The 19408-nt window shown below is 44.7% G+C and carries 28 protein-coding genes; 11 read left to right on the forward strand and 17 right to left on the reverse strand.

Annotated elements, in window-relative coordinates:
- Window positions 1-2: 2 nt before the first annotated feature.
- The 3 genes from SB724_RS05290 to rarD all read right to left on the reverse strand — a co-directional run bounded on the left by SB724_RS05290 (window position 3) and on the right by rarD (window position 1592).
- On the reverse strand, window positions 3-353 hold the full coding sequence (locus SB724_RS05290) for a YojF family protein (protein ID WP_007611980.1): 351 nt from the start codon (window positions 351-353) through the stop codon (window positions 3-5).
- The gene (locus SB724_RS05295; protein WP_007611981.1) at window positions 350-628 is read right to left on the reverse strand and encodes a hypothetical protein; all 279 of its coding nucleotides are present in this window, start codon (window positions 626-628) and stop codon (window positions 350-352) included. The genes SB724_RS05290 and SB724_RS05295 overlap by 4 nt, the downstream gene beginning before the upstream one ends.
- A gap of 67 nt (window positions 629-695) precedes the next feature.
- The gene (gene rarD / locus SB724_RS05300; RefSeq protein WP_265971563.1) at window positions 696-1592 is read right to left on the reverse strand and encodes an EamA family transporter RarD; all 897 of its coding nucleotides are present in this window, start codon (window positions 1590-1592) and stop codon (window positions 696-698) included.
- Between the two features lie 97 nt (window positions 1593-1689).
- Between rarD and SB724_RS05305 the strand changes: the two genes are divergently transcribed.
- A complete protein-coding gene (locus tag SB724_RS05305; protein ID WP_012117757.1) occupies window positions 1690-2154 on the forward strand; it encodes a hypothetical protein in 465 nt (154 codons plus the stop codon).
- A 34-nt stretch (window positions 2155-2188) separates the two neighbouring features.
- Here the strand turns inward: SB724_RS05305 and SB724_RS05310 are convergent, their stop codons facing one another.
- Window positions 2189-2428 carry a hypothetical protein gene (locus tag SB724_RS05310; RefSeq protein ID WP_003153736.1) on the reverse strand — a complete coding sequence of 80 codons (240 nt, stop codon included), beginning with the start codon at window positions 2426-2428 and terminating at the stop codon, window positions 2189-2191.
- A gap of 202 nt (window positions 2429-2630) precedes the next feature.
- Here SB724_RS05310 and SB724_RS05315 point away from each other — a divergent pair, with 202 nt between their 5' ends.
- Both SB724_RS05315 and SB724_RS05320 read left to right on the forward strand, forming a co-directional pair.
- Entirely contained in the window at window positions 2631-3020 is a 390-nt protein-coding gene (locus tag SB724_RS05315) for a tautomerase family protein (RefSeq protein ID WP_265971562.1), read from the forward strand.
- A gap of 52 nt (window positions 3021-3072) precedes the next feature.
- Window positions 3073-3441, forward strand: coding sequence for a hypothetical protein (locus tag SB724_RS05320; RefSeq protein WP_265971560.1), 369 nt, complete (start codon window positions 3073-3075; stop codon window positions 3439-3441).
- Between the two features lie 39 nt (window positions 3442-3480).
- On the opposite strand, the gene yodB is transcribed toward SB724_RS05320, so the two are convergent.
- Complete coding sequence (yodB, locus tag SB724_RS05325; protein WP_012117759.1) at window positions 3481-3822, reverse strand: transcriptional regulator YodB; 342 nt, start codon at window positions 3820-3822, stop codon at window positions 3481-3483.
- Window positions 3823-3951: 129 nt separating this feature from the next.
- Between yodB and SB724_RS05330 the strand changes: the two genes are divergently transcribed.
- The gene (locus tag SB724_RS05330) at window positions 3952-4560 is read left to right on the forward strand and encodes a nitroreductase family protein (RefSeq protein ID WP_410570365.1); all 609 of its coding nucleotides are present in this window, start codon (window positions 3952-3954) and stop codon (window positions 4558-4560) included.
- A 43-nt stretch (window positions 4561-4603) separates the two neighbouring features.
- On the opposite strand, the gene SB724_RS05335 is transcribed toward SB724_RS05330, so the two are convergent.
- Together SB724_RS05335 and SB724_RS05340 are read right to left on the reverse strand one after the other, a co-directional pair.
- Window positions 4604-5206, reverse strand: coding sequence for an alpha/beta hydrolase (locus tag SB724_RS05335; protein ID WP_410570367.1), 603 nt, complete (start codon window positions 5204-5206; stop codon window positions 4604-4606).
- Between the two features lie 2 nt (window positions 5207-5208).
- On the reverse strand, window positions 5209-6132 hold the full coding sequence (locus SB724_RS05340; RefSeq protein ID WP_410570369.1) for a ring-cleaving dioxygenase: 924 nt from the start codon (window positions 6130-6132) through the stop codon (window positions 5209-5211).
- Window positions 6133-6317: 185 nt separating this feature from the next.
- Between SB724_RS05340 and SB724_RS05345 the strand changes: the two genes are divergently transcribed.
- Window positions 6318-6518, forward strand: coding sequence for a DUF3311 domain-containing protein (locus SB724_RS05345; RefSeq protein WP_007612000.1), 201 nt, complete (start codon window positions 6318-6320; stop codon window positions 6516-6518).
- A complete protein-coding gene (locus SB724_RS05350; RefSeq protein ID WP_044802205.1) occupies window positions 6518-8008 on the forward strand; it encodes a sodium:solute symporter family protein in 1491 nt (496 codons plus the stop codon). Before SB724_RS05345 ends, SB724_RS05350 begins: the two co-directional genes overlap by 1 nt.
- 43 nt (window positions 8009-8051) lie before the next feature.
- Here SB724_RS05350 and SB724_RS05355 read toward each other — a convergent pair whose 3' ends face one another.
- Together SB724_RS05355 and bglA are read right to left on the reverse strand one after the other, a co-directional pair.
- Window positions 8052-9521 carry a glycoside hydrolase family 30 protein gene (locus tag SB724_RS05355; RefSeq protein ID WP_265971558.1) on the reverse strand — a complete coding sequence of 490 codons (1470 nt, stop codon included), beginning with the start codon at window positions 9519-9521 and terminating at the stop codon, window positions 8052-8054.
- A gap of 147 nt (window positions 9522-9668) precedes the next feature.
- Window positions 9669-11111 carry a 6-phospho-beta-glucosidase BglA gene (gene bglA / locus SB724_RS05360; RefSeq protein WP_265971557.1) on the reverse strand — a complete coding sequence of 481 codons (1443 nt, stop codon included), beginning with the start codon at window positions 11109-11111 and terminating at the stop codon, window positions 9669-9671.
- Between the two features lie 249 nt (window positions 11112-11360).
- On the opposite strand from bglA, the gene SB724_RS05365 reads away from it, so the two are divergent.
- On the forward strand, window positions 11361-12086 hold the full coding sequence (locus tag SB724_RS05365) for a GntR family transcriptional regulator (RefSeq protein ID WP_014418133.1): 726 nt from the start codon (window positions 11361-11363) through the stop codon (window positions 12084-12086).
- 60 nt (window positions 12087-12146) lie between these two features.
- Here SB724_RS05365 and ctpA read toward each other — a convergent pair whose 3' ends face one another.
- Window positions 12147-13550 (reverse strand): carboxy-terminal processing protease CtpA, encoded by a 1404-nt coding sequence (gene ctpA / locus SB724_RS05370; protein WP_007612009.1) that lies wholly within the window; start codon window positions 13548-13550, stop codon window positions 12147-12149.
- Window positions 13551-13696: 146 nt separating this feature from the next.
- Here ctpA and SB724_RS05375 point away from each other — a divergent pair, with 146 nt between their 5' ends.
- Together SB724_RS05375 and SB724_RS05380 are read left to right on the forward strand one after the other, a co-directional pair.
- Window positions 13697-14398: a class I SAM-dependent methyltransferase gene (locus SB724_RS05375; protein ID WP_007407947.1), complete on the forward strand. Its 702-nt coding sequence runs from the start codon at window positions 13697-13699 to the stop codon at window positions 14396-14398.
- 92 nt (window positions 14399-14490) lie between these two features.
- Window positions 14491-14742, forward strand: a complete 252-nt coding sequence (locus SB724_RS05380) for a hypothetical protein (protein WP_007407946.1) — start codon at window positions 14491-14493, stop codon at window positions 14740-14742.
- A gap of 43 nt (window positions 14743-14785) precedes the next feature.
- Here SB724_RS05380 and SB724_RS05385 read toward each other — a convergent pair whose 3' ends face one another.
- Both SB724_RS05385 and deoD read right to left on the reverse strand, forming a co-directional pair.
- On the reverse strand, window positions 14786-15604 hold the full coding sequence (locus SB724_RS05385; RefSeq protein ID WP_007407945.1) for a M15 family metallopeptidase: 819 nt from the start codon (window positions 15602-15604) through the stop codon (window positions 14786-14788).
- Between the two features lie 83 nt (window positions 15605-15687).
- Window positions 15688-16386, reverse strand: coding sequence for a purine-nucleoside phosphorylase (gene deoD, locus SB724_RS05390; protein ID WP_003153702.1), 699 nt, complete (start codon window positions 16384-16386; stop codon window positions 15688-15690).
- A 136-nt stretch (window positions 16387-16522) separates the two neighbouring features.
- Between deoD and SB724_RS05395 the strand changes: the two genes are divergently transcribed.
- Window positions 16523-16648, forward strand: a complete 126-nt coding sequence (locus tag SB724_RS05395; protein WP_003153701.1) for a hypothetical protein — start codon at window positions 16523-16525, stop codon at window positions 16646-16648.
- A 54-nt stretch (window positions 16649-16702) separates the two neighbouring features.
- On the opposite strand, the gene SB724_RS05400 is transcribed toward SB724_RS05395, so the two are convergent.
- The 3 genes from SB724_RS05400 to SB724_RS05410 all read right to left on the reverse strand — a co-directional run bounded on the left by SB724_RS05400 (window position 16703) and on the right by SB724_RS05410 (window position 17941).
- Window positions 16703-17023: a YodL domain-containing protein gene (locus SB724_RS05400; protein ID WP_003153700.1), complete on the reverse strand. Its 321-nt coding sequence runs from the start codon at window positions 17021-17023 to the stop codon at window positions 16703-16705.
- Between the two features lie 59 nt (window positions 17024-17082).
- The gene (locus SB724_RS05405) at window positions 17083-17694 is read right to left on the reverse strand and encodes a phosphatase PAP2 family protein (RefSeq protein WP_265971556.1); all 612 of its coding nucleotides are present in this window, start codon (window positions 17692-17694) and stop codon (window positions 17083-17085) included.
- A 73-nt stretch (window positions 17695-17767) separates the two neighbouring features.
- Window positions 17768-17941: a YozD family protein gene (locus tag SB724_RS05410; protein ID WP_003153696.1), complete on the reverse strand. Its 174-nt coding sequence runs from the start codon at window positions 17939-17941 to the stop codon at window positions 17768-17770.
- A 117-nt stretch (window positions 17942-18058) separates the two neighbouring features.
- Here SB724_RS05410 and SB724_RS05415 point away from each other — a divergent pair, with 117 nt between their 5' ends.
- On the forward strand, window positions 18059-18202 hold the full coding sequence (locus tag SB724_RS05415) for a hypothetical protein (protein WP_410570373.1): 144 nt from the start codon (window positions 18059-18061) through the stop codon (window positions 18200-18202).
- Here the strand turns inward: SB724_RS05415 and SB724_RS05420 are convergent.
- Window positions 18199-18879, reverse strand: a complete 681-nt coding sequence (locus tag SB724_RS05420; RefSeq protein WP_003153690.1) for a hypothetical protein — start codon at window positions 18877-18879, stop codon at window positions 18199-18201. The genes SB724_RS05415 and SB724_RS05420 overlap by 4 nt on opposite strands.
- Before the next feature lie 226 nt (window positions 18880-19105).
- Window positions 19106-19237 carry a hypothetical protein gene (locus SB724_RS05425; RefSeq protein ID WP_308825850.1) on the reverse strand — a complete coding sequence of 44 codons (132 nt, stop codon included), beginning with the start codon at window positions 19235-19237 and terminating at the stop codon, window positions 19106-19108.
- Window positions 19238-19408 lie beyond the last annotated feature (171 nt).

The following is a 19408-nucleotide window of genomic DNA, read 5'->3' on the forward strand; positions in this document are numbered from 1 at the left end:
CTTTAAACTGTAAACGGCTTTTCGCTGATTTGAAGCGAAATCGCCAATTTTCCGCCCGGCAGATGCCCTGCCATTAACAAGCGGTCTTCGTCATCTACTGTATACTCAGTTAAACCTTCTGCGTAAATCCAGCCCTCTTCTGTTTTCAAACCGACGCGGTACGGGCCGTTTCCTTTGATTTTCGCCTGATGGTACGTCACTTTTGCATTGCGTATATAGGCTACAACCGTCATGTTTTTCTCATTCAGATGCGCTGAATAAGAACCGGTCGTTGTTTCCAAATGGATATATACAGGACGATCGGCATATCGCTCTAAAGAAGTTTGCACATCTTCTTTTATGATCGCTTTCATAGCTGCTCCCCTCTTTCTTCTTTTAAAAATTGCAAACGCTTCGTATGTAGTTCAACCAATTCATATTTCTCAATCGGCCGCAGCCGGGAATCTACAATTCGCTGCACCGCCAGAGCAAACTTTTCCTCGGGTGTCTTCCGGAGCCTCGGATGTGTTCTTTGATCAAGCAGTTCAAGATCAATTGCCTTCTCCGCTTCTTCAAGGGTTGAAGCCGGGAGAGTGCGGTTATTCCACAGTGCCTGATAGGCTTTTGCTATGTCTTTATCAGTGCCCATTGTACAGCTCCTTTACATACTCGTAATGATTATACATAATTTAAGCTATCGCTGGAAAGCGAAAGGCTTAGCGGCTTTTTATCGGCCGCTTCCATTTTATCTGTGAAAAGGTAAACAAAAGCAATGCTGCCCATATACAAATGAAGGTAAACGCTTTTTGCCCGGAAAACGGTTCATGATACACAAATACGCCGAGCATAAGGGTAATAGTCGGCGCTATATATTGCAAAATGCCGACTTGATACAGCGGCAGACGCTTTGCCCCCTCTGCAAACAGCAACAGCGGCAGGGCCGTAAATACGCCTGCGAAAAATAGGAGCGCCCATGTTCCTGCCCCCAAGGACCCGGAAGTGCTCCCGTCAGCTGTATATCCTAAATAAATAAGTGCAGCCGGGGTAATCAAAAGCGTCTCCAGCGTCAGTCCCATCGTGCTGGACATGCGGGTTCTTTTTTTGCATAAGCCGTACAGGCCGAAGCTGAATGCAAGCAGCAATGCGATATAAGGAACCGCGCCATATTGAAACGCAGATATGATCACGGCCGCCCCGGCAATAGAAACGGCTGCTGTTTGCACCTTGTTAAGCTTTTCTTTTAAGAATAGGATGCCCAAAAGAACGGAAACGAGCGGATTAATGTAATACCCGAGACTTGCTTCAAGCAAAAAGCCGTGATTAACGGCCCATATGTACACAAACCAATTAACGGAAATTAAAACGGAAGCGAAAAAAAGCGCCAGCAGGCCCCCTTCCGATTTCAAAAGACGCAGTTCACGCCATCCGGTTTTCCACTTCTTAAGCACAGTTAAAAGCACACACATGAAAACAAATGACCATAAAATCCGGTGAGCTAAAATGTCCAATGCGGGTATTTGTTCAAGAAGTTTCCAATAGACCGGAAACAGCCCCCACATGGCGAAAGAACAAGCGGTATAAATGATTCCTTTTCTTGCGTTATTCCCTTGCACGGCCTTCCCCTTCCTTTCTGTAAACAGATTATATTATATCACGGGAAGCTTCCGGCGGGCATATACTATGTTGTCCGTTAAGAAAGGGTGAGATGCCGTGTTTGATTGGAACAAATATTTTCCCTTCCAAAATCAGTTCTCTAAAGAAACGTTTAAAAATGCTGATCCGAAAGATGTCGAGACATATGTCAACCGAGTGATGGAAAGCGTATTCGGCGCCGGTTATGCCGGACAGTTCCCTTTTCGCGATCCCATGTCCAAAAATGCCGAGCCGGTCGAAGCGGAACCGCCCAAGCCGGAAATTGACCTTTTTGAAACATCCGATCATGTTTTTGCGAAAATTCCCGCCGAACAAGAAGAACTCGACCGTATCAGGATTAAGCATACGTCACACAGCCTCGTTGTAGAGAACAGCAGTCTGGGAGAAGGAAAAAAAGAAATCGTCCTTCCGAGCCTCGTCAAACGAAAAGGAACAAAAGCAGTCTATAAAGACGGGATGATTGAAGTTATGTTTTCAAAACAGGAAGACTACAATCTATCGGAAGTGGAGATTTTAAGATAAAAAAACGGCCCGCGCGATGCAGGCCGTTTTTTCTTTAATAAAATGGCGGATAACCGCCGGCTCCCGGCCCGAAACCGCCGTATGGGACGCCTCCGTATCCGTAACCGGCGAACCCGTACGGATAGCGGGGTCTTGTAAAACCTGTGGCAATCACGCCTCCGAGAAGACCGCCTAAAAATCCGCCGAATAAAGGAGCGCCGAACAAAAAAGGACTTCTCGCCGGAAATCCGGCAGGACCGAAATTCCCGCGATACAATGCATGACGAGGGTACATGTTTTTCCTCCTTTATGTCTGCCTATTCTTAAGCGTATTCATAAAATGAGGAAATTGATTGGGCGATTGTAACAACATGTGTCTCTCTCTGATATTGCATTAATGTATAAATATTTTGGTTATAATTTGATTACATTTTGATTAACTGTTATACTTTTTTACAAGTTGCGACATTATATAAAACCATCAGGGGGAATAAAATATGCCATTACTTCGTTTTGACGTTATTGAAGGCCGGGATGACGCAGCATTAAAAAAATTACTGGATACCGCCCATTACGCCATTGTTAAAGCTTTTGATGTCCCTGTAACGGACCGTTATCAGATCGTTCACCAGCATCGGCCTCATGAGCTTATCATTGAAGATACCGGGCTCGGTTTCAAAAGAAGCAAAGATCTTGTCATCATCAGCATTGTCAGCAAAGCGCGCACCGAACATCAAAAAGAAACATTATATCAACTGATGGCTGATCAGCTTAAAACAGAATGCGGCATATCACCCGAGGACGTCATGATTTCCATTACAGAAAACGGGAACGCCGATTGGAGCTTCGGGCTTGGTGAGGCTCAGTTTTTAACCGGGAAACTGTAAAAGGCCTCCCCGCTTGTTCTGAATGATCGCAAACTGAATAAAAGAGGGATGTATGTTGGTTAGTGAGTTGTACCCTTGTTTGATATGCGGATTTAAAGGATTAGAGACAAGACCCGTTTATAACGGCGAATATCAAAAAACATTTGATATTTGCCCCTGCTGCGGGTTTGAATTCGGTTACAGCGAAGACCATGACGTAAGCCTAGGGTTTATTGTAACGCCTGATCATTTAATTGAAGCAGCATTTCAGTTATACCGGAAACAGTGGATTGAGGGAGGAATGAAACTATTTTCTCCAAATGATGTCCCGGCGGAATGTAAAAATGATTATTTCCTTACATTTGATGCTTTATTAAAGCAATTAAAAGGCTTGAATCTCAATCTGAACAATTTTGATATTAATGGTTTTTATGACGAGTAAACATCATCATTAAGAAAAGGCTGCCTTGGGCAGCCTATGTTATTCATCACATGTGTCGTTGGCAGATCCTCCGGGCTCGCAAAAACTGTCTGCCCATTTTTGCATTTCCTGAAAAACGGCTTGCAGGGCCAAGCCTTTATCAGTCAGTTTATAAATGACTTTGACAGGTGTTTCAGGCAGCACCTGACGCTCGACGATTTCATTTTGTTCCAGCTCTTTGAGCCGCTCCGCGAGCATTTTTTGGCTGATTGTCGGTATCGTTTCGGTCATATCTTTAAATCGTTTCGGCCCGTCCATCAGTACATGGATAATGAGGCCGTTCCAGCGCTTTCCCAAAAGGGAAAAAGCGGATTCCATTTTAGGACACATTGTATATCCCACGTGAGTTCATCCCTTCATCTATGAATTGACAAGTTTTTTGTGATCCATTAAAATTAGTTTCCGAGTTACATTTAGTAAGCTTCTAACTTTTCTATTATGATAACACGTTTATCCGAAGGAGGAAACATGATGACATCCGTATTAGACGTTTTAAAAGAACGCGCATCTGTTAAAGAATACGATAAAGACGCGGTCATTACAAAAGAGGAGTTAACAGAACTCCTTGAAATCACAACGCAAGCGCCTTCCGCCTGGAACCTTCAGCATTGGCATTTTCAAGTCTTTCACAGTGATGAAGCAAAAGCTGCCCTGCTTCCGGTTGCTTTTAATCAAAAACAGATTATTGATTCATCAGCAGTTATTGCCGTATTAGGCGACTTAAAAGCAAATGAAAATGGTGAAGACGTTTATGCTGAACTGGCTGAGCAAGGCAATATCACAGAAGAGATTAAACAAACGCTTTTAGGCCAGATTAACGGTGCATACCAAAATGATCAGTTTGCCCGTGATTCAGCATTTTTAAACGCTTCTTTAGCAGCGATGCAGCTGATGCTTGCCGCTAAAGCAAAAGGCTACGACACTTGCGCGATCGGCGGATTCAATAAAGGGCAATTCGTTAAAGAATTCGACGTGAGCGAGCGTTTCGTGCCCGTCATGCTGATTTCAATCGGTAAAGCCGTTAAGCCAGCGCATAAAAGCAACCGGCTGCCTGTATCTAAAGTGTCAACTTGGCTGTAAGATGAAAGAAACCCTTAGTCCGCTTAAGCAGACTAAGGGTTTTTTATAGGAATCGCTCACTGTACCAGGTTCGTGCCTGCTCTGCTTCCTGCTGTGTGAGCTGGTGACCGCCCTCCTGCCATTCAAGAGCAACGGATGCATGAGCAGCTGTCAGATACTGATAAAGCTCCTCCGATTCTTCTTTTGTACATAGGGGATCGCGTTTTCCCGCACCGATAAACACAGGCAGACCTTCCATATCAGGCAGCTTCACTCCGCGTATCGGCACCATCGGATGATGCAGAACCGCTCCTTTCAGTACATCTTTATAATGAAACAAAAGACTTGCTGCAATATTGGCGCCGTTTGAATAGCCGGCAGCAATCACGTTTTCTCTGCTGAATCCGTACATTTGCGCCGCTTCATCAATAAAATTCTTTAATTCTTCCGTCCGTTCAATTAAATCTTTCTCGTCAAATACGCCTTCTTTCAGCCGCTTAAAAAAACGGGGCATGCCGTTTTCCGACACTGATCCTCTGACCCCGAGCAGACTTGCTTTCGGATCGATAAAACGTCCGAGCGACAGAAGATCATGTTCATTTCCTCCCGTTCCGTGCAAAAGCAGCAGAACATTTTCTGACGTTCCCTGTTCAAACACATGTTTCATCATCATTCTCCTTTCTCCATTTTGGGCAGAACAGCTGTAATCTGGCTGCGATGCTCTTCCAGCCATTCCGGAAGCTTCAGCTCTGTTCCGAGATTTTCAAAGGATTCATCCGTCATAAAGCCCGGTTCATCGGTTGCCATTTCAAATAAAATGCCGCCGCTTTCCCTGAAATAAATTGATGTGAAGTAAGACCTGTCAAGAATGTCAGATGAAGCAAGATGAGAATTAGCAAGAATATCCTTCCATTCCGCCTGCTCTTTTTCGCTAGTGCGGAAAGCGACATGATGAACTGTCCCGTAACCGCCGGTACCTGTTTCTTTCGGCGCAAGGTCAACATCTATAATATGTCCGATCCGCGCCTCCGATTGCAGCCTGACAATCTGATGTTCTTCTCCTGTCTTTGAATAACCGAAGCGTTCTATGAGAAATTGAATGGTTGCTTCAGGACGGTACGAGTACAGAAGAACACCTCTCATGCCTGTGATCGCTTCTTTTTCAGTAATGCCCGGAGGAGTCCATTCACTCTGTCCGCTTCTTTCATCTTCCATTATGGCAAGCGGCAGGTCTTCTGTATCATTAAAGAGAAGCACTTGTTCAGACAGCATGATCTGTTTTTTTACAGACAAGCCGTTTTCTTCAAGCCGGCGCTTCCAAAACGCGAGTGCTCCTTTCGGCACGGAGAAATAAATTCTTCCGGCCTGCCCTTTTCCCACGGTTCCCGGGCGGCTTCCCTGAAAAGGAAAAAATGTAATAATCGTGCCCGGCTCTCCGTTTTGGTTGCCGAAATAAAAGTGATAAGTGGCCGGGTCGTCAAAATTAACGGTTTTTTTAACGAGCCGCAAACCCAGCACTTCAGTATAAAACCGAAGATTTTCAGCAGGATCTTTTGCAAATGCGGTAACATGGTGCAATCCTTGTGTATCCAACGTATTCACTCCTAAATATCTTGATTTCGAGATATTAATCATTCTAATTTAATATGAATGAAGATGCAACTAAAGTGTTTCAGTTAAAAAAGTAATAGAATTCTTTTTTTTCTGAAAAATATCTTGTGATCTTATCTGACACCTGCTATGATAAGGAGCATTATCAAGTTTCAGGAGGAAAGTAAATGGTCAGAAAAGCACTAATTTTCGTTCTCATCTTAATCCCTTTCAGCCAGCTGGCCCTGCTGTCAGCCGCTAATCGGGTTCATCCGATCATTATCGGGCTGCCTTTTTTTCATTTCTGGCTGCTTTTATGGATCGCAGTCACTCCATTATGTTCGTTTCTTATTTATAGGCTGCAGAAGAAACAAGGAGGACTGGACTGATGCCCGCAAATATAACAGCATTGATCATTACAGCCATCATCGTTTTAACCGTTGTCTGCATCGGCTTTATAGCCGGGAGAGACAAATCATCTCGCACTTCTGTTGAGGAATGGTCTGTCGGCGGCAGACGGTTCGGGGGGCTCCTCGTCTGGTTTTTAGTCGGCGCGGATCTTTATACGGCTTATACGTTTTTAGGCTTAACAAGCACAGCCTACACAGGGGGAAGCGTTGCTTTTTTTGCAATCCCGTATTCTGTTTTGGCGTATTTTATCGCTTATTTCTTTCTGCCGAAGCTATGGAAAGTGGCAAAAATACACAAATTAACGACGCTTGCCGATTATGCCCGTGAGCGTTTTGACAGTAAACTTTTGGCCAGTCTTGTCGCCATTGTCGGCGTTCTTATGCTCATTCCTTATATTTGTCTCCAGCTGAGCGGAATTCAAGATACGCTTCAGGTGGCCGGAACGGGTGTCATTAATGTCAATATGGTCGTCATCATCTCTTTTATTCTTGTAGCGCTGTATACTTTTTTCAGCGGAATTAAAGGGCCGACCTTTACGGCGATTATTAAAGACATTCTGGTGTGGGTGATTATGCTGTTTATGGTCGTCTCACTCCCGCTGATCCATTTTCACGGCTGGACGCCGATGATTCACACTCTGGCTGAAAAAGCGCCGCAAATGCTGACGATCCCGGATTCGGGGCCGAAAGGAATTCCTTGGTTTATCACAGCTTCCATCGTATCTGCGCTGGCGCTCTTTATGTGGGCGCATGCGGCAACCGGCGTATTTACGGCAAAAAGCGCAGATGCCGTCCGCAAAAACAGCATGTTTCTGCCGCTTTATAATATTGTTTTGATTCTTGTTATTTTTCTCGGCTTTATCGCGTTTCTTGTCCTGCCGGAAGATACCAATCCGCGGCTCGCTTTATTGAAGCTGATTCAAACGTCTTACGGCGGAGTCGCGCAGGGCTTTGCTTACTCCACGATTGCCCTTGCGTCATTGATTCCCTGCTCTATCATGGCCATCGGGGCATCAAACTTATTTGCGAATAACTTATATCGGGATTTGATTCACCCGAATGTGTCACCAAGCAAGCTGACGATGATCACCCGTTCAATGGTATTTGTCGTCATCGGACTCGCGCTTTTATTCGGCATGCTGTTCCCGACTGCGCTCGTTACCCTTCAGCTTCTCGGTGTTTCCGGCATGGTTCAGATCTTTCCGGCTATCGCCGTCAGTCTGTTTTGGAAGAATCAAACGAAAGAAGCGACAATTATCGGTCTTCTCGTCGGTCTTATCGTGACATTCACGGTAAATATCACCCAATCCGCCCACGGTATATATGAAGGCTTTTGGGGTTTGACCGCTAACATGGCAGCCGTTATTATCCTTAACCCGTTTTTTGTAAAAAATGCGGCTTCAAACGCCGTCAAAGACGGTTTATTCAATAAAGCGCCTTCTGATCAACTGAACCAAAAAGGCGCTTAACAGAAAGAAGCCGGCACGTAAATGTGCCGGTTTTTTACTTTTTTCACTTCCATTTGTAGGTAGCCACAGTTTTAGCCGGGGTGACAGCTTCAAACTGCCGATTTTCTGAAACGACATGGAATTTTTGATCGGCGGATGTCTGGTTGATTACGACTGTCACAATGGATTGATCAGGATTAAGGAACGATACATTCGAGACTGTGTTTTTGGAGCCGTAATTACTTTCTATCCGCTTTGCTCCCCGGTCGATAAATTTTGAAAAGTTGCCTGTCATATGAAAGATCGGGATATTCCAATAGCGGTCAGGGTTTTTAGCATCCTGAATAAACAGCGTCGGGTCTGGGGTGCCTATCCAATGATGCGTCTTGATTTGACTGTCGAGCATCGTCACCCACGCATTGTAGCTCGACGCGCCGTTGCGGAAATACTGCGCGATCCGGTCCGCCCCTGCCGTCCCCCAGACAGACCGCTCCGTTAAGTGAATAGATTGATCAGGATATCTCTTTCCGATTTCCGACATGACGGAAAGGTCACCGTCATAATCGTGAAAAGCGATGCCGTCTGCCGCCCGGTTTCCTTTTTTATCATCTAAAATCGGCGGAATATAGTTCCACGCCCCGCTCGCATTGTGATCATAAATCCAAATTTTCGTGTCAATTACGTGTTTTTTCATTTCTTTTTTTAAGGCCAGTGCCAGTTTGCGCTGCTGAGACGGCGGCATATACATGCTCGGATAGTCGATTTCCAGCAAAGGTTCATTTTGAAGGGTCATGGCATAAATCGGAATTCCTTGCTTTTCGTACGCCTCAATAAATTTGCGGAAGTAAACGGCCAGTGCGCCGATATATTTATCTTTCAGCTTTCCCCGCTTGAGGTTTTCATTCGTTTTCATCCAAGCCGGCGGGCTCCACGGCGAGGCAATGATTTTCAGTTCCGGATTTATCGCCAGCGCTTCCTTGATGGTTGCTGTAATGTGTAAATCAATATCCTTTTGGATCGAGAAATGACGGAGCTTAGGATCTGTTTGGCCTTCAGGCATATCGTCATACGTATAAAATTCCTGTGCCGTAAAATCAGATGTCCCGATCGTTATGCGCATAACGTCCATGCCGATACCATCTTTGGGATCAACCAGTTTTTTCAGCACTTCCTTTCTTTTTGCGGGTGTCATTTTTGATAAATTATGGATTGTGGATTCTTCCAGAGACGATCCTACGCCTAACACACTTTGATAGCGGCGCGACGGATCAATATACACAGCGGCGGAGTCAGAAGCCTTCTTTTTTGTCAATGTAAGCGGTGTTTGTTCGTCTAAGGCGTATTTCACTTCCAGCGGCCCGTCATACCACGTACGGGAAGCCGGATCTTTTTCAGAACTGAACCACACCCTTACTTTGTTTTTGTCTGAAGCCTTCCGATCAGCCGCATACACTTCGGTTTCCATGCTGCTTGATATGAAAAAGAAAAACATAAGAAAAACCAGCGTCATGTGCAGACCTTTTTTAAAAAACATGAACCACCATCCCTTTCCTTATTTTTATAAGCGATTCTAAATGAAAAGCCGGACAGTCACCTCCTTCCCGCTTGAATGAATACGCTTTCAAAATTACTGATAAAAAGCAGGCTTCACACGACGGTGAAGCCTTCCCTTTTTACACCTTTAGGATACATATGAACCGTTTGTTTCAATCACTTTTTTATACCATTCAAATGAGTCTTTCTTAAGCCGCCTCATTGAACCGTTGCCTTCATTATCCCGATCAACATAAATCATGCCGTAGCGTTTTTTCATTTCTCCGGTTGTAAATGACACGATATCAATAATTCCCCATGGTGTATAGCCCATTACATCCACACCATCATATGTGATTGCTTTTTTCAAAGCTTTTATATGTGACGATAAATATTCAATTCTTGAAGTGTCATGAATTGAACCGTCCTCTTCTAATGTGTCGATGGCGCCGAATCCGTTTTCCACGATAAATAATGGAATCTGATAGCGGTCGTATAAGCGGTTTAATGTGTACCGTAAACCGGTCGGGTCAATCGCCCAGCCCCAATCACTCGCTGTAATATAAGGATTGTCCACGCCGTTTGGCAATCCTCCGTTCACGACATCTCCGGTATTATCGTTTGATACATCACTTTTTACGGTTGTAGACATGTAATAGCTGAATCCGAGGTAGTCCACTCGGCCGTTTTTCAAAATCTCTTCATCACCGTCTTCAAAGTGTATCTGATAGCCTTCTCTTTCAAACTCTTTTAACGCATAGCTTGGATAATATCCGCGAACCTGCACGTCCGGGAAGAAAAAACGCTGTCTCATCGTTTCTTCAGCCAGCATCACATCATCGGGGTGAGATGAGTACGGGTAAATCGGAACATGTGATACCATCGCGCCGATCCTGAACTCGGGATTGATTTTCCTTCCCTTCGAAACAGCCAATGCGCTTGCCAGCAGTTCGTGATGGCCGGCCTGATACATGACTTCTTTTGCGTTTTCGTTTTCTTTGACGGCGACGCCTGAGTTCGTCCATAAAAAGATCGGATTTTTCACATCCATCTTATTATTAATTTCGTTAAACGTCATCCAATACTTCACCTTATGTTTATAGCGTTCAAAACACACTTCAGCGAATTTCACAAAAAATCCGACTGTTTTTCTGTTTCTGAAACCGCCGTATTCCCTCGCCAAATGCAGCGGCATCTCAAAATGTGACAGCGTGATTACCGGTTCAATCCCATGTTTCAGCAATTCATCAAACACCCGGTCGTAAAAAGCCAATCCTTCCTCATTGGGCTCGGCTTCATCACCTTTAGGAAAAATTCTGCTCCAGCCGATGGACGTTCTTAAACATTTCAGGCCCAGTTCGCTGAATAACGCGATGTCTTCTTTATAACGATGATAAAAATCGATCGCTTCATGATTCGGATAAAATTCCCGCTCTTCAATTGTATCTGTTATTTTCCGGGGCACACCATGCGCCCCTGCCGTCATGACGTCCACTACACTCGGCCCCTTGCCGCCTTTATTCCATCCCCCTTCAAATTGGTGGGCGGCCAGAGCGCCTCCCCATAAAAAGTCTTTTGGCAATGTCCCCATCGTTTATATCCTCCTTTATTTGATTGCCGCTTGCATGCCGAATAAATGCACTGCAGCCGCTTCAAGCATCCGCTTCGCAAGTGTAGAAGAAATCCTGCCTTTATTTTCATATTATACGTTTATATTATAATTGTACCGGTATAATTTATCAATACATAAACAATTATAGTTAATTTACGAAATGGCTTTTAAAAACGATTATGCTATAATTCTGAAAGAAGCGGGACAATAAATGAATGAGGAATGTATATGTTAAAATACCAGCAAATCGCGATAGATATTGAAAAATACATAGAAGAACATCAGCTGCAGCAAGGGGATAAACTGCCTGTGCTGCAAACCTTAATGACCCGGTTTAACGTGAGCAAAAGCACGATCACCAAGTCCTTAGATTTATTAGAAAAAAAGGGGATTGTGTTTCAAGTGAGGGGAAGCGGCATTTTTGTCAGACGGAATAAAAGAAAAGGGTATATCAGTCTGCTTTCTAATCAGGGATTTAAAGAATCACTTGAAGATTTTAATGTCACTTCCAAATTATTAGCGCTGGAAGTGAGAAAACCCACGCCTGAGGCTGCCCAAAATCTGAATATGCCGCCTGACGGCGACGTGTATTATGTCAAGCGAATCCGATATATTGACGGGCTGACATTGTGTATCGAAGAGTCATTTTATAACAAATCGATTATTACGTATTTGAATAAAGAGATCGTGGCAGAATCAATATTTGATTATATTCGAGAAGGTCTCGGGTTAAAGCGCGGTTTTTCAGATTTATATCTGTACGCGGGGATGTTAAATGAGGAAGAAGCGGAGTACTTAGGTCTGTTTACAGGAGCGCCTAAGCTTTGCGTTGAAACGATTTTTCATTTAACCAACGGCCAGCCGTTTGACTACTCTAAAGTCACCTATCACTATGAGCAATCACAGTTTTTCATTCAGGCGAACAGCCACCTTTTTGAACAGGAAACGACATAAGACGGGCTTTTCGCAAACAGAAAACACCCAATGCGTGAGCGGCGCATCGGGTGTTTTTTACTATTTCATATTCTTATTTAATGTTTCAACGGCTTTTTTCATTTGTGTATCGTTGTCCGCAAGCTGTTTTTGCAGATCCGTCATCAATTTTGCCGTTGTGTCTCCCGTTACAATGCCTGTTTGTTTCAGTTTCTCTTTTGCTTGGAATTGTTTAACGGCTTGTTCAAATGCTTTATCATACGTGCCGTTTACTTTCACGCTGTATCCCAGCGCTTTCAGCATTTTTTGCGCATTGGTGACGGTGGTTCCGGAATCCCCGTATTTGTATGTTTTTTTCGCATCTAAATATGGCAGGTTCGCATATTCAGGAAGCTTAACCTGATATTGCGGTTTGATGCCTTTTTTATGAATCCACTCTCCGTCCGCTGTCAGCCATTTAGCGATTGTCAGTTTAACGGTAGAACCGTCGCTGTAATCTTTTGCCGTCTGCACGGTTCCTTTTCCGAACGTTTTCTCGCCGATCAGCGGAATGCCCGATGATTCATGCAGCGCAGCCGACATGATTTCCGCGGCGCTCGCGGTGCCGTCATTGACGAGGACGACTGTCGGTTTTGTCACTTTGCGCTCTTTCGTCGCTTTCATGACCTCTTTCGTGCCGTCTTTGTATTCGACCTGCATGATATTTTTCCCTTTATCGATAAACATGTTGCTCATTTTGATGGCTTCATCCATCAGTCCGCCCGGGTTGCCCCTTAAATCGAGAATGTATCCTTTCGCTCCTTGTTTTTCGAGGCTGTCAATGGCTGAATTCAGCTCTTTTGCCGTCGATTCGGAGAAGGATGTGATTTGGATTTCGCCGATGTCTCCTTTTTTCATTTCAGAGTACACCGTTTCAACCGGGATGGTGTCACGTTTGATCGACAGGTTCAGATCGCCGACACCCGCTCTGTGCAGCACAAGCTTGACGTTTGTTCCCTTTTTGCCGCGGATTAATGCGACGGCTTCGTTTACATTAAGGCCTTTAACGCTTTTGCCGTTGACCTTCAAGATCTGGTCATTCGGTTTAACCCCCGCTTTTTCTGCGGGTGACCCTTTAATCGGCGATACGATCAGGATGCTTCCGTCCTTTTCTTCCACTTGTGCGCCGATGCCTTCAAACGAAGCGGAAATTGTTTCTTCAAAAGACTTTCCTTCCTGCGGGTCCATATAAGAAGAATATGGATCATCCAGGGAACTGATCATGCCTTTTATCGCTCCGTCTACTAATTTGCTGTCATCTGTTTTTTGATAGTAATCACTTTTAATCTGCTCGTAGGCTTTATTGAATTTCTCAAATTTGCTGTTCGTCAAAGCAGCCGAGCCTTGTCCGAAAATGGTCGTATTGCCCGTGATAAACAGCGTAAGCGCCGAGGCTGCGACCGCAGTGATCAATATAATAAAAAACAGTTTAAATTGCCGCTTCAAGAAAACACCACCTTTTTATTCTTACATTATTATCATAGACGAACGCTCATTCGTCAACTTCAAACGTGAGGCGCCCTTCTTTCCCGTTTACCCAAACCTATGCTTTTCTCTCAACATATGCTGAGGAAAAAAGGAGGATTCGGCCTTTGAGCAAATATTTAGAAATGCTGTCCTTATTCGGAGTCGGAGGGGCTCACCCCGGCGGGCTCGCTTTTTCCAAAGCCGTTCTCACAAAAGCGGCTCCTCCTCCTGGCGAACCGATTCTTGACGCCGGCTGCGGAACGGGACAGACGGCCGCTTATCTCGGCCACCTTCTGTACCCCGTCACCTGTGTTGATAAGGATCCCCTTATGCTTGAAAAAGCAGCAAAACGATTTGCCGCTGAAGGCTTAACCATTCCGGGCTATTTGGCGGAGCTTGAGCGGCTTCCGTTTGCTGAAAATCAATTTTCCGCCGTTCTTTCCGAATCAGTTCTCACCTTTTCAAATCTTGATTCATCGCTGTCTGAAATCCTGCGGGTCCTTAAACCCGGGGGTATGCTGATCGGCATTGAAGCTGCTTTACAAAAGCCCATGCCGGAAAACGCCATCACGCAGATAAAAGACTTCTACGGTTTTACCGTATTGCAGGATGAAACGGCATGGAAACAGAGATTGCTTCAGCAAGGCTTTCAGAAAGCGGATTTCATTCCCGCTGTCTATGAAAACAATGCGCAGGAGCCGACTACAGAAATGGATTTATCGCCCGTTATTCAGCCGGTTCACTACGATACGCTGACGGCTCATTACGAGCTTATGCAGACGTACCGTGAATATATGGGACACTGCGCTTTTGTCGCTTACAAGTAAAACGGCGATTGTCCTCCTGTTTTCGTCCAACCTTTTTACCGCACTCTATCATAAGCTGACATAGAAAGATAGGTTGGATAGGAGGAGAAAAGATGCAAAACTATTATCATCTTTGCCGGCAGCACCAGGGAAAAGTAGCAAGAATTACAGAACGAAACGGCAGAGTCCACGTCGGAAGAATCGTACGGGTGACTAACAGCAAAGTGTATATCGCCCCTGTCGGCGGCCGTCACAGAGGATACGGGTTCGGCTATTGGGGAGGCTGGGGAGGCTGGGGAGCAGCCTACGGTATCGGCCTTGGTTTCATTACCGGATTTGCGCTTGGAGGTTTACTCTTCTGGTAATAAAGAAAGCCCGCTTTCTATTTTTCAAGCGGGCTTCTTCTTATTACACTTTCTTTACTTCATTAAAATATTCTTCAAGCGTTAATTGATGGTCATGGATGGCTTTTGCCGCTTTTTTGCCTACATAGCGTAAATGCCATGGTTCATACTCATACTTGGTGACATTTTCTTTGCCTTTAGGATAGCGGATGATAAAGCCGTATTCATACGCATGGTCTTTCACCCATTTGCCGTCTGCCGTGTTTCCGAACGCTTCATTCAGCTCATATCCGTTGCTTTTGCTGGAAATGTCCATGGCCAGCCCCGTCTGGTGTTCGCTTTGTCCTGGATATGCGACGGCTTCTTTCGCCTTTTTTTCACCTTTCAGACTGACTTCATTATCGAAAATAACTTTCTGTCTGTCATAAGAGCGGTATCCTGAAACGGCAACCAGGTCATAACCTTCTTTTTTCCCGGCGCTGAATAGTTCCGCCAAAGCATCGGCTGCAGGTTTGCGGATATATCGTTTCTCGATTTTCTCAGTAAAAGAAAATTCGACTTTCGGGATCACGAGATCATTCGGTTTATAATCTCCCGGCAGCGTGTATGTCTTATTCACGAGCGCAAGTGTATTTGTCGGGTTTTGAATGGTCTCAAGCCCGTTCACTTCTTTAATATCATTAAAATATTTGCTCTCCAATACAAAATCGCTGTTTTCTGCCTTCGTTGTTTTTTTGCTTGATGTGTCATCTGATTGTTTTGTTTCAGCTGCTGTTTTTGTGTCCTTGTGGCTGTCGCCGCCTGAAATGCTGCAGCCGGTTCCCACGATTGCGGTTACGCTGAGAGCGGCAGCGAGCGAAAACCATTTAGTGGATTTCTTCATTTTACACTTACCTTTCTTTTTTTGAATCAGGGCGATGCATAAAGAAGAGGGCTGCTTTAATCAGCATAACCCTCATCTCAAGTTTACGATACAGTATGCAGCGCCAGTTTAATCATATCATGAAAAGTCGTTTGACGCTCTTCTGCCGTTGTTTCTTCTCCCGTTAATACGTGATCGCTTACAGTCAGGATAGACAGCGCTTTTTTTCCGTATTTAGCGGCAAGCGTATATAAAGCAGTCGTTTCCATCTCTACGCCGAGAACGCCGTATCTGGCAAGCTTTTCGATTTGGGAGTCTTCATTGTAAAACTGATCGGCGGTGAATACGCTTCCGACCGCTACGGGAAGATTGTTTTTTTGCGCTTCCTGGTACGCTTTATGAAGCAGTTCGAAGTCTGCGCAAGGAGCATAATCTACACTGCCGAAGGCGACACGGTTCATCTGTGAATCCGTTGAAGACGTCATAGCCAAAATCACGTCACGCACCTTCACGTCATTACGGATGGCTCCGCATGAGCCGACTCTGATTAAGTTTTGAACATCATAGCTTTGAATCAGTTCATTCACATAAATAGAGATAGACGGAACACCCATGCCTGTGCCTTGGACTGATACTTTTTTGCCGTTATATGTACCCGTAAATCCGTACATTCCTCTGACTTCATTATAGCATTCCACATTTTCAAGATAAGTTTCCGCAATAAATTTCGCTCGGAGCGGATCTCCCGGCAAAAGCACTGTATCCGCAATTTGGCCTTTTTCTGCGTTTATATGTACACTCATTTCCTTTTCCTCCTGCCTATTCAAACTCCCACCCATTGTACACTGAATAACGGTAAGAGACAATCATCAGCATGATCAGGGCGATCTTGGGCAGAATATGCGGGATGACAAGCCTAAAGAAAAAGGAGTGAACATAATGGGCAAAAAACAGCGCAACCGGGTGACCGGCCAGAAAAAGAACAATCACGTGCCCGTTTCAGACGTCATTGCAGCTGATGAAGCGCATGGAAAAGAGCATTCCGCCGCTAAACGGAAGCCTTAACACTGTCTTTCCCAGACAATACGGAAGCCGGCTGAAGATTCAGCCGGCCCCGTCTTACCTCGGCTGGACGAGCAGCCGGTTAATTTTGCTCCATCCCGCAGGGTTAAGCCTGTAATAGGTCTTTCCTTTTCTTCCTTCGTCTATGAGTATGACATCTCCGGTCGCTATGAATCTGGCTTGATAGTCGTTTGGGACCGTATCAGGCACATTAAAAACAGAAAATGCCCTTTCCAGTGCGTCTTGATGATTGTCAGCGGCCAACTCTGTCCGATAGACGACCCTGTATCCCTTTTTCTCGCCGTAGCGGGGTGTTTGAAAAATCGTCACATCATAGGCACAAGTCTTTTTTTTAAACACGGGCAGCGATAACAGCATCAAGATCCCTCCCTCTTATTTCTTAATAGTATTAGCGTTTTTTCTCATTTCTCCTGTCTCTATTTTTGTCGAAACGGATGATACTTTTCGTCAAAGAGCGCAAAAATCGAAACGAGGCAAAGTCCGAGACTGAATCCGGCAAGGACATCCGTCGGAAAATGCGCGCCCAAATAAATTCTGCTGAGTCCGATCAGAATGACGAGAACTCCGGTAAAGACGGTGACAGCCCGCTTTCTTTTCGTAAAAAACGGAACATGCTTGATCAAAAAGTAAGCGATGACGGGATACACCACTGCCGAATTCATGGAGTGGCCGCTCGGAAAACTGTATGAGGTTTCATGGACGAGCGGTTCAAAAGCGGGTCTGGCTCTTTCAATCAATTCTTTTATTTTTATGTTTACAATCCGTTCAATGAGAAAGAGAAGCGGCAAAAAAACAACATCCGGCGTTTTTTTGTACATATACAGAGCCGCGCCTGTCAAAAGAAGAAGCGGCAAAAGCACCGCGGTCGTGCCGAGCTCCGTTATCCATAACATCAATTCATTCAGCCAGGCAGCCCTGATCCTGACAGCCGCTTCTATCACACGCTCATCAAAAACCCGGACGGCTTCTATCCGGATCGCTGCTGCGAGCAGAATAAACAATGCGAAAAGACTTGCTGGCTTGTACAACGTTTTCCCCCCATGTTTCATTCTCCCGAGCTGATTGAAAAAACCGAAGCTTTTTCACTTCGGTTCCGCAGTTTCAGTCTTCATCAAGCTCTTCGTCTATCATACATTTTTCTAATAAATAATCAAAGGTGATGTCGGCTATTTCGAAGATTTCCTCTTCACTCGGTATGTACCCGCGCATAGCAAGCTGACTGTAAAAATAATCAGCTATTTCTTCTGTGTCAATCACAAGATCTATTTCTTTCATGCAAACACCGCCTCCTTTTTTATGTTTTATGAAAAAACCGTTCAAATTATACCCGAAAGTTCTAAACGTTTTGTCCGCTCATATACTTTTAAAAAACAAGCCCCGGAGGGAGAAAAGATGGTGACGAAAATGATGGCTTTATTGGACGGAGATGGATTTGATATCGTATTGGAAAAAGTGCTGAAAGGAATGTCGTTTGTAATCTTTGCCGGCTGTCTGCCCTGGTTTTTATATGTCACCGTCCGTTTTTTTGCCGGCTAGCTGAAATGCTCCCGCAGGCTTTCCAGCACAAAATTCATCATATCTTTATATTCTTCGTCACCGAACAAATGATAAAGAATCTTATAATCGTTATAAATATCAAGCAGCTCATCTACAATCGATACCGCCAGCACATGCAGGGCATCGGGATCATCAGCATCGCCTTCAAACTGAAGAAGAGCAGACGCGACGGTATCCTCGCCGATCTCATGAGATGCTTCCCCAACATAGTGGACAAACAGCAGCTGATGCACAAACTGATCCATTTCATATTTTCTCAGAACCAGCGTGAGATCCTCTTCCTCCGTTTCAAGCCACTCTCCGTCTTTCAGCCGAGTCAGCTCATAAATAATATCCTCCCAGCCATCCTCTAAATATCTCCATATTTCAGTTCTGTGACCGATGACACGGAATAATTCCTTTCCGTAGTCCTTTACATATACGACGTCGCCGATCAGAAATTCATATTCAATATCCAATTTCTCCATATCGACGATCACGCCCTCATAATCTTTATAAAGCTGGATGGACGATTCAAAATAAAGCACTTCATTATGATTGACTTCGTAAAGATAATGTTTATCAATTTGATGAACCTTCGTAATGGTGCCGACGGTTCCGTACATCACGACGACCACGATGTCTCCCACTTGAAATTTCGGTTTATCTGGCTTCATGCTGTCTCCCCCTTGCCGCGGACTGTCATACGCTATCGTATGCCGGCCGCCATAATTTCGCATGGGCATGAAAACCACAGGAAATATCTATTTCTGCACCTGTTCAAAATGTCAAAAACCGCAATATGCTTATGCGTTTTTTCACTTACTGTAACAGAAGCGTCTGATGACATTCCGCTCTCGATCGACTGAGCAGTAACAATGCTGAGACAAAAAGCTTCTATTTTTATGAGTTTTTGTATGACGCAAAGGTAAATACCCGGCCCGAAGGCATGTTGACAATATCACCGCCGTAATGTTCAAGATTTGCTTCGGCTTTCAATGAAGGCACAACTTCAATCCGCTTCAACCTTGTCACATAAAATCCCCTTTTCCAAACGTCATTGCCTCATCAGTCTTACCTAATGGATCATTTGATTCCCCTCACTTCATTTAAATGTTTGATTATTTCTCCGTGAAAAGAGGCTCCTTACCCGGGACCCGCCGGCAGCAGGCTGATCCGGTGAACTCTGCAGCTATACATTCTACT

The sequence above is a fragment of the Bacillus sp. SIMBA_031 genome, assembly GCF_046535225.1.
In the GTDB taxonomy this organism is placed as follows: Bacteria; Bacillota; Bacilli; order Bacillales; family Bacillaceae; genus Bacillus; species Bacillus velezensis.

What these genes read in the sequence shown, in the direction of transcription:
- SB724_RS05290 (WP_007611980.1), bottom strand. Translation starts at nt 353, where the DNA reads ATGAAAGCGATCATAAAAGAAGATGTGCAAACTTCTTTAGAGCGATAT.
- SB724_RS05295 (WP_007611981.1), bottom strand. Translation starts at nt 628, where the DNA reads ATGGGCACTGATAAAGACATAGCAAAAGCCTATCAGGCACTGTGGAAT.
- SB724_RS05310 (WP_003153736.1), bottom strand. Translation starts at nt 2,428, where the DNA reads ATGTACCCTCGTCATGCATTGTATCGCGGGAATTTCGGTCCTGCCGGA.
- SB724_RS05315 (WP_265971562.1), top strand. Translation starts at nt 2,631, where the DNA reads ATGCCATTACTTCGTTTTGACGTTATTGAAGGCCGGGATGACGCAGCA.
- SB724_RS05320 (WP_265971560.1), top strand. Translation starts at nt 3,073, where the DNA reads ATGTTGGTTAGTGAGTTGTACCCTTGTTTGATATGCGGATTTAAAGGA.
- SB724_RS05330 (WP_410570365.1), top strand. Translation starts at nt 3,952, where the DNA reads ATGACATCCGTATTAGACGTTTTAAAAGAACGCGCATCTGTTAAAGAA.
- SB724_RS05335 (WP_410570367.1), bottom strand. Translation starts at nt 5,206, where the DNA reads ATGAAACATGTGTTTGAACAGGGAACGTCAGAAAATGTTCTGCTGCTT.
- SB724_RS05345 (WP_007612000.1), top strand. Translation starts at nt 6,318, where the DNA reads ATGGTCAGAAAAGCACTAATTTTCGTTCTCATCTTAATCCCTTTCAGC.
- SB724_RS05350 (WP_044802205.1), top strand. Translation starts at nt 6,518, where the DNA reads ATGCCCGCAAATATAACAGCATTGATCATTACAGCCATCATCGTTTTA.
- SB724_RS05355 (WP_265971558.1), bottom strand. Translation starts at nt 9,521, where the DNA reads ATGTTTTTTAAAAAAGGTCTGCACATGACGCTGGTTTTTCTTATGTTT.
- bglA (WP_265971557.1), bottom strand. Translation starts at nt 11,111, where the DNA reads ATGGGGACATTGCCAAAAGACTTTTTATGGGGAGGCGCTCTGGCCGCC.
- SB724_RS05365 (WP_014418133.1), top strand. Translation starts at nt 11,361, where the DNA reads ATGTTAAAATACCAGCAAATCGCGATAGATATTGAAAAATACATAGAA.
- SB724_RS05380 (WP_007407946.1), top strand. Translation starts at nt 14,491, where the DNA reads ATGCAAAACTATTATCATCTTTGCCGGCAGCACCAGGGAAAAGTAGCA.
- SB724_RS05385 (WP_007407945.1), bottom strand. Translation starts at nt 15,604, where the DNA reads ATGAAGAAATCCACTAAATGGTTTTCGCTCGCTGCCGCTCTCAGCGTA.
- deoD (WP_003153702.1), bottom strand. Translation starts at nt 16,386, where the DNA reads ATGAGTGTACATATAAACGCAGAAAAAGGCCAAATTGCGGATACAGTG.
- SB724_RS05395 (WP_003153701.1), top strand. Translation starts at nt 16,523, where the DNA reads ATGGGCAAAAAACAGCGCAACCGGGTGACCGGCCAGAAAAAGAACAAT.
- SB724_RS05400 (WP_003153700.1), bottom strand. Translation starts at nt 17,023, where the DNA reads ATGCTGTTATCGCTGCCCGTGTTTAAAAAAAAGACTTGTGCCTATGAT.
- SB724_RS05410 (WP_003153696.1), bottom strand. Translation starts at nt 17,941, where the DNA reads ATGAAAGAAATAGATCTTGTGATTGACACAGAAGAAATAGCTGATTAT.
- SB724_RS05415 (WP_410570373.1), top strand. Translation starts at nt 18,059, where the DNA reads ATGGTGACGAAAATGATGGCTTTATTGGACGGAGATGGATTTGATATC.
- SB724_RS05420 (WP_003153690.1), bottom strand. Translation starts at nt 18,879, where the DNA reads ATGAAGCCAGATAAACCGAAATTTCAAGTGGGAGACATCGTGGTCGTC.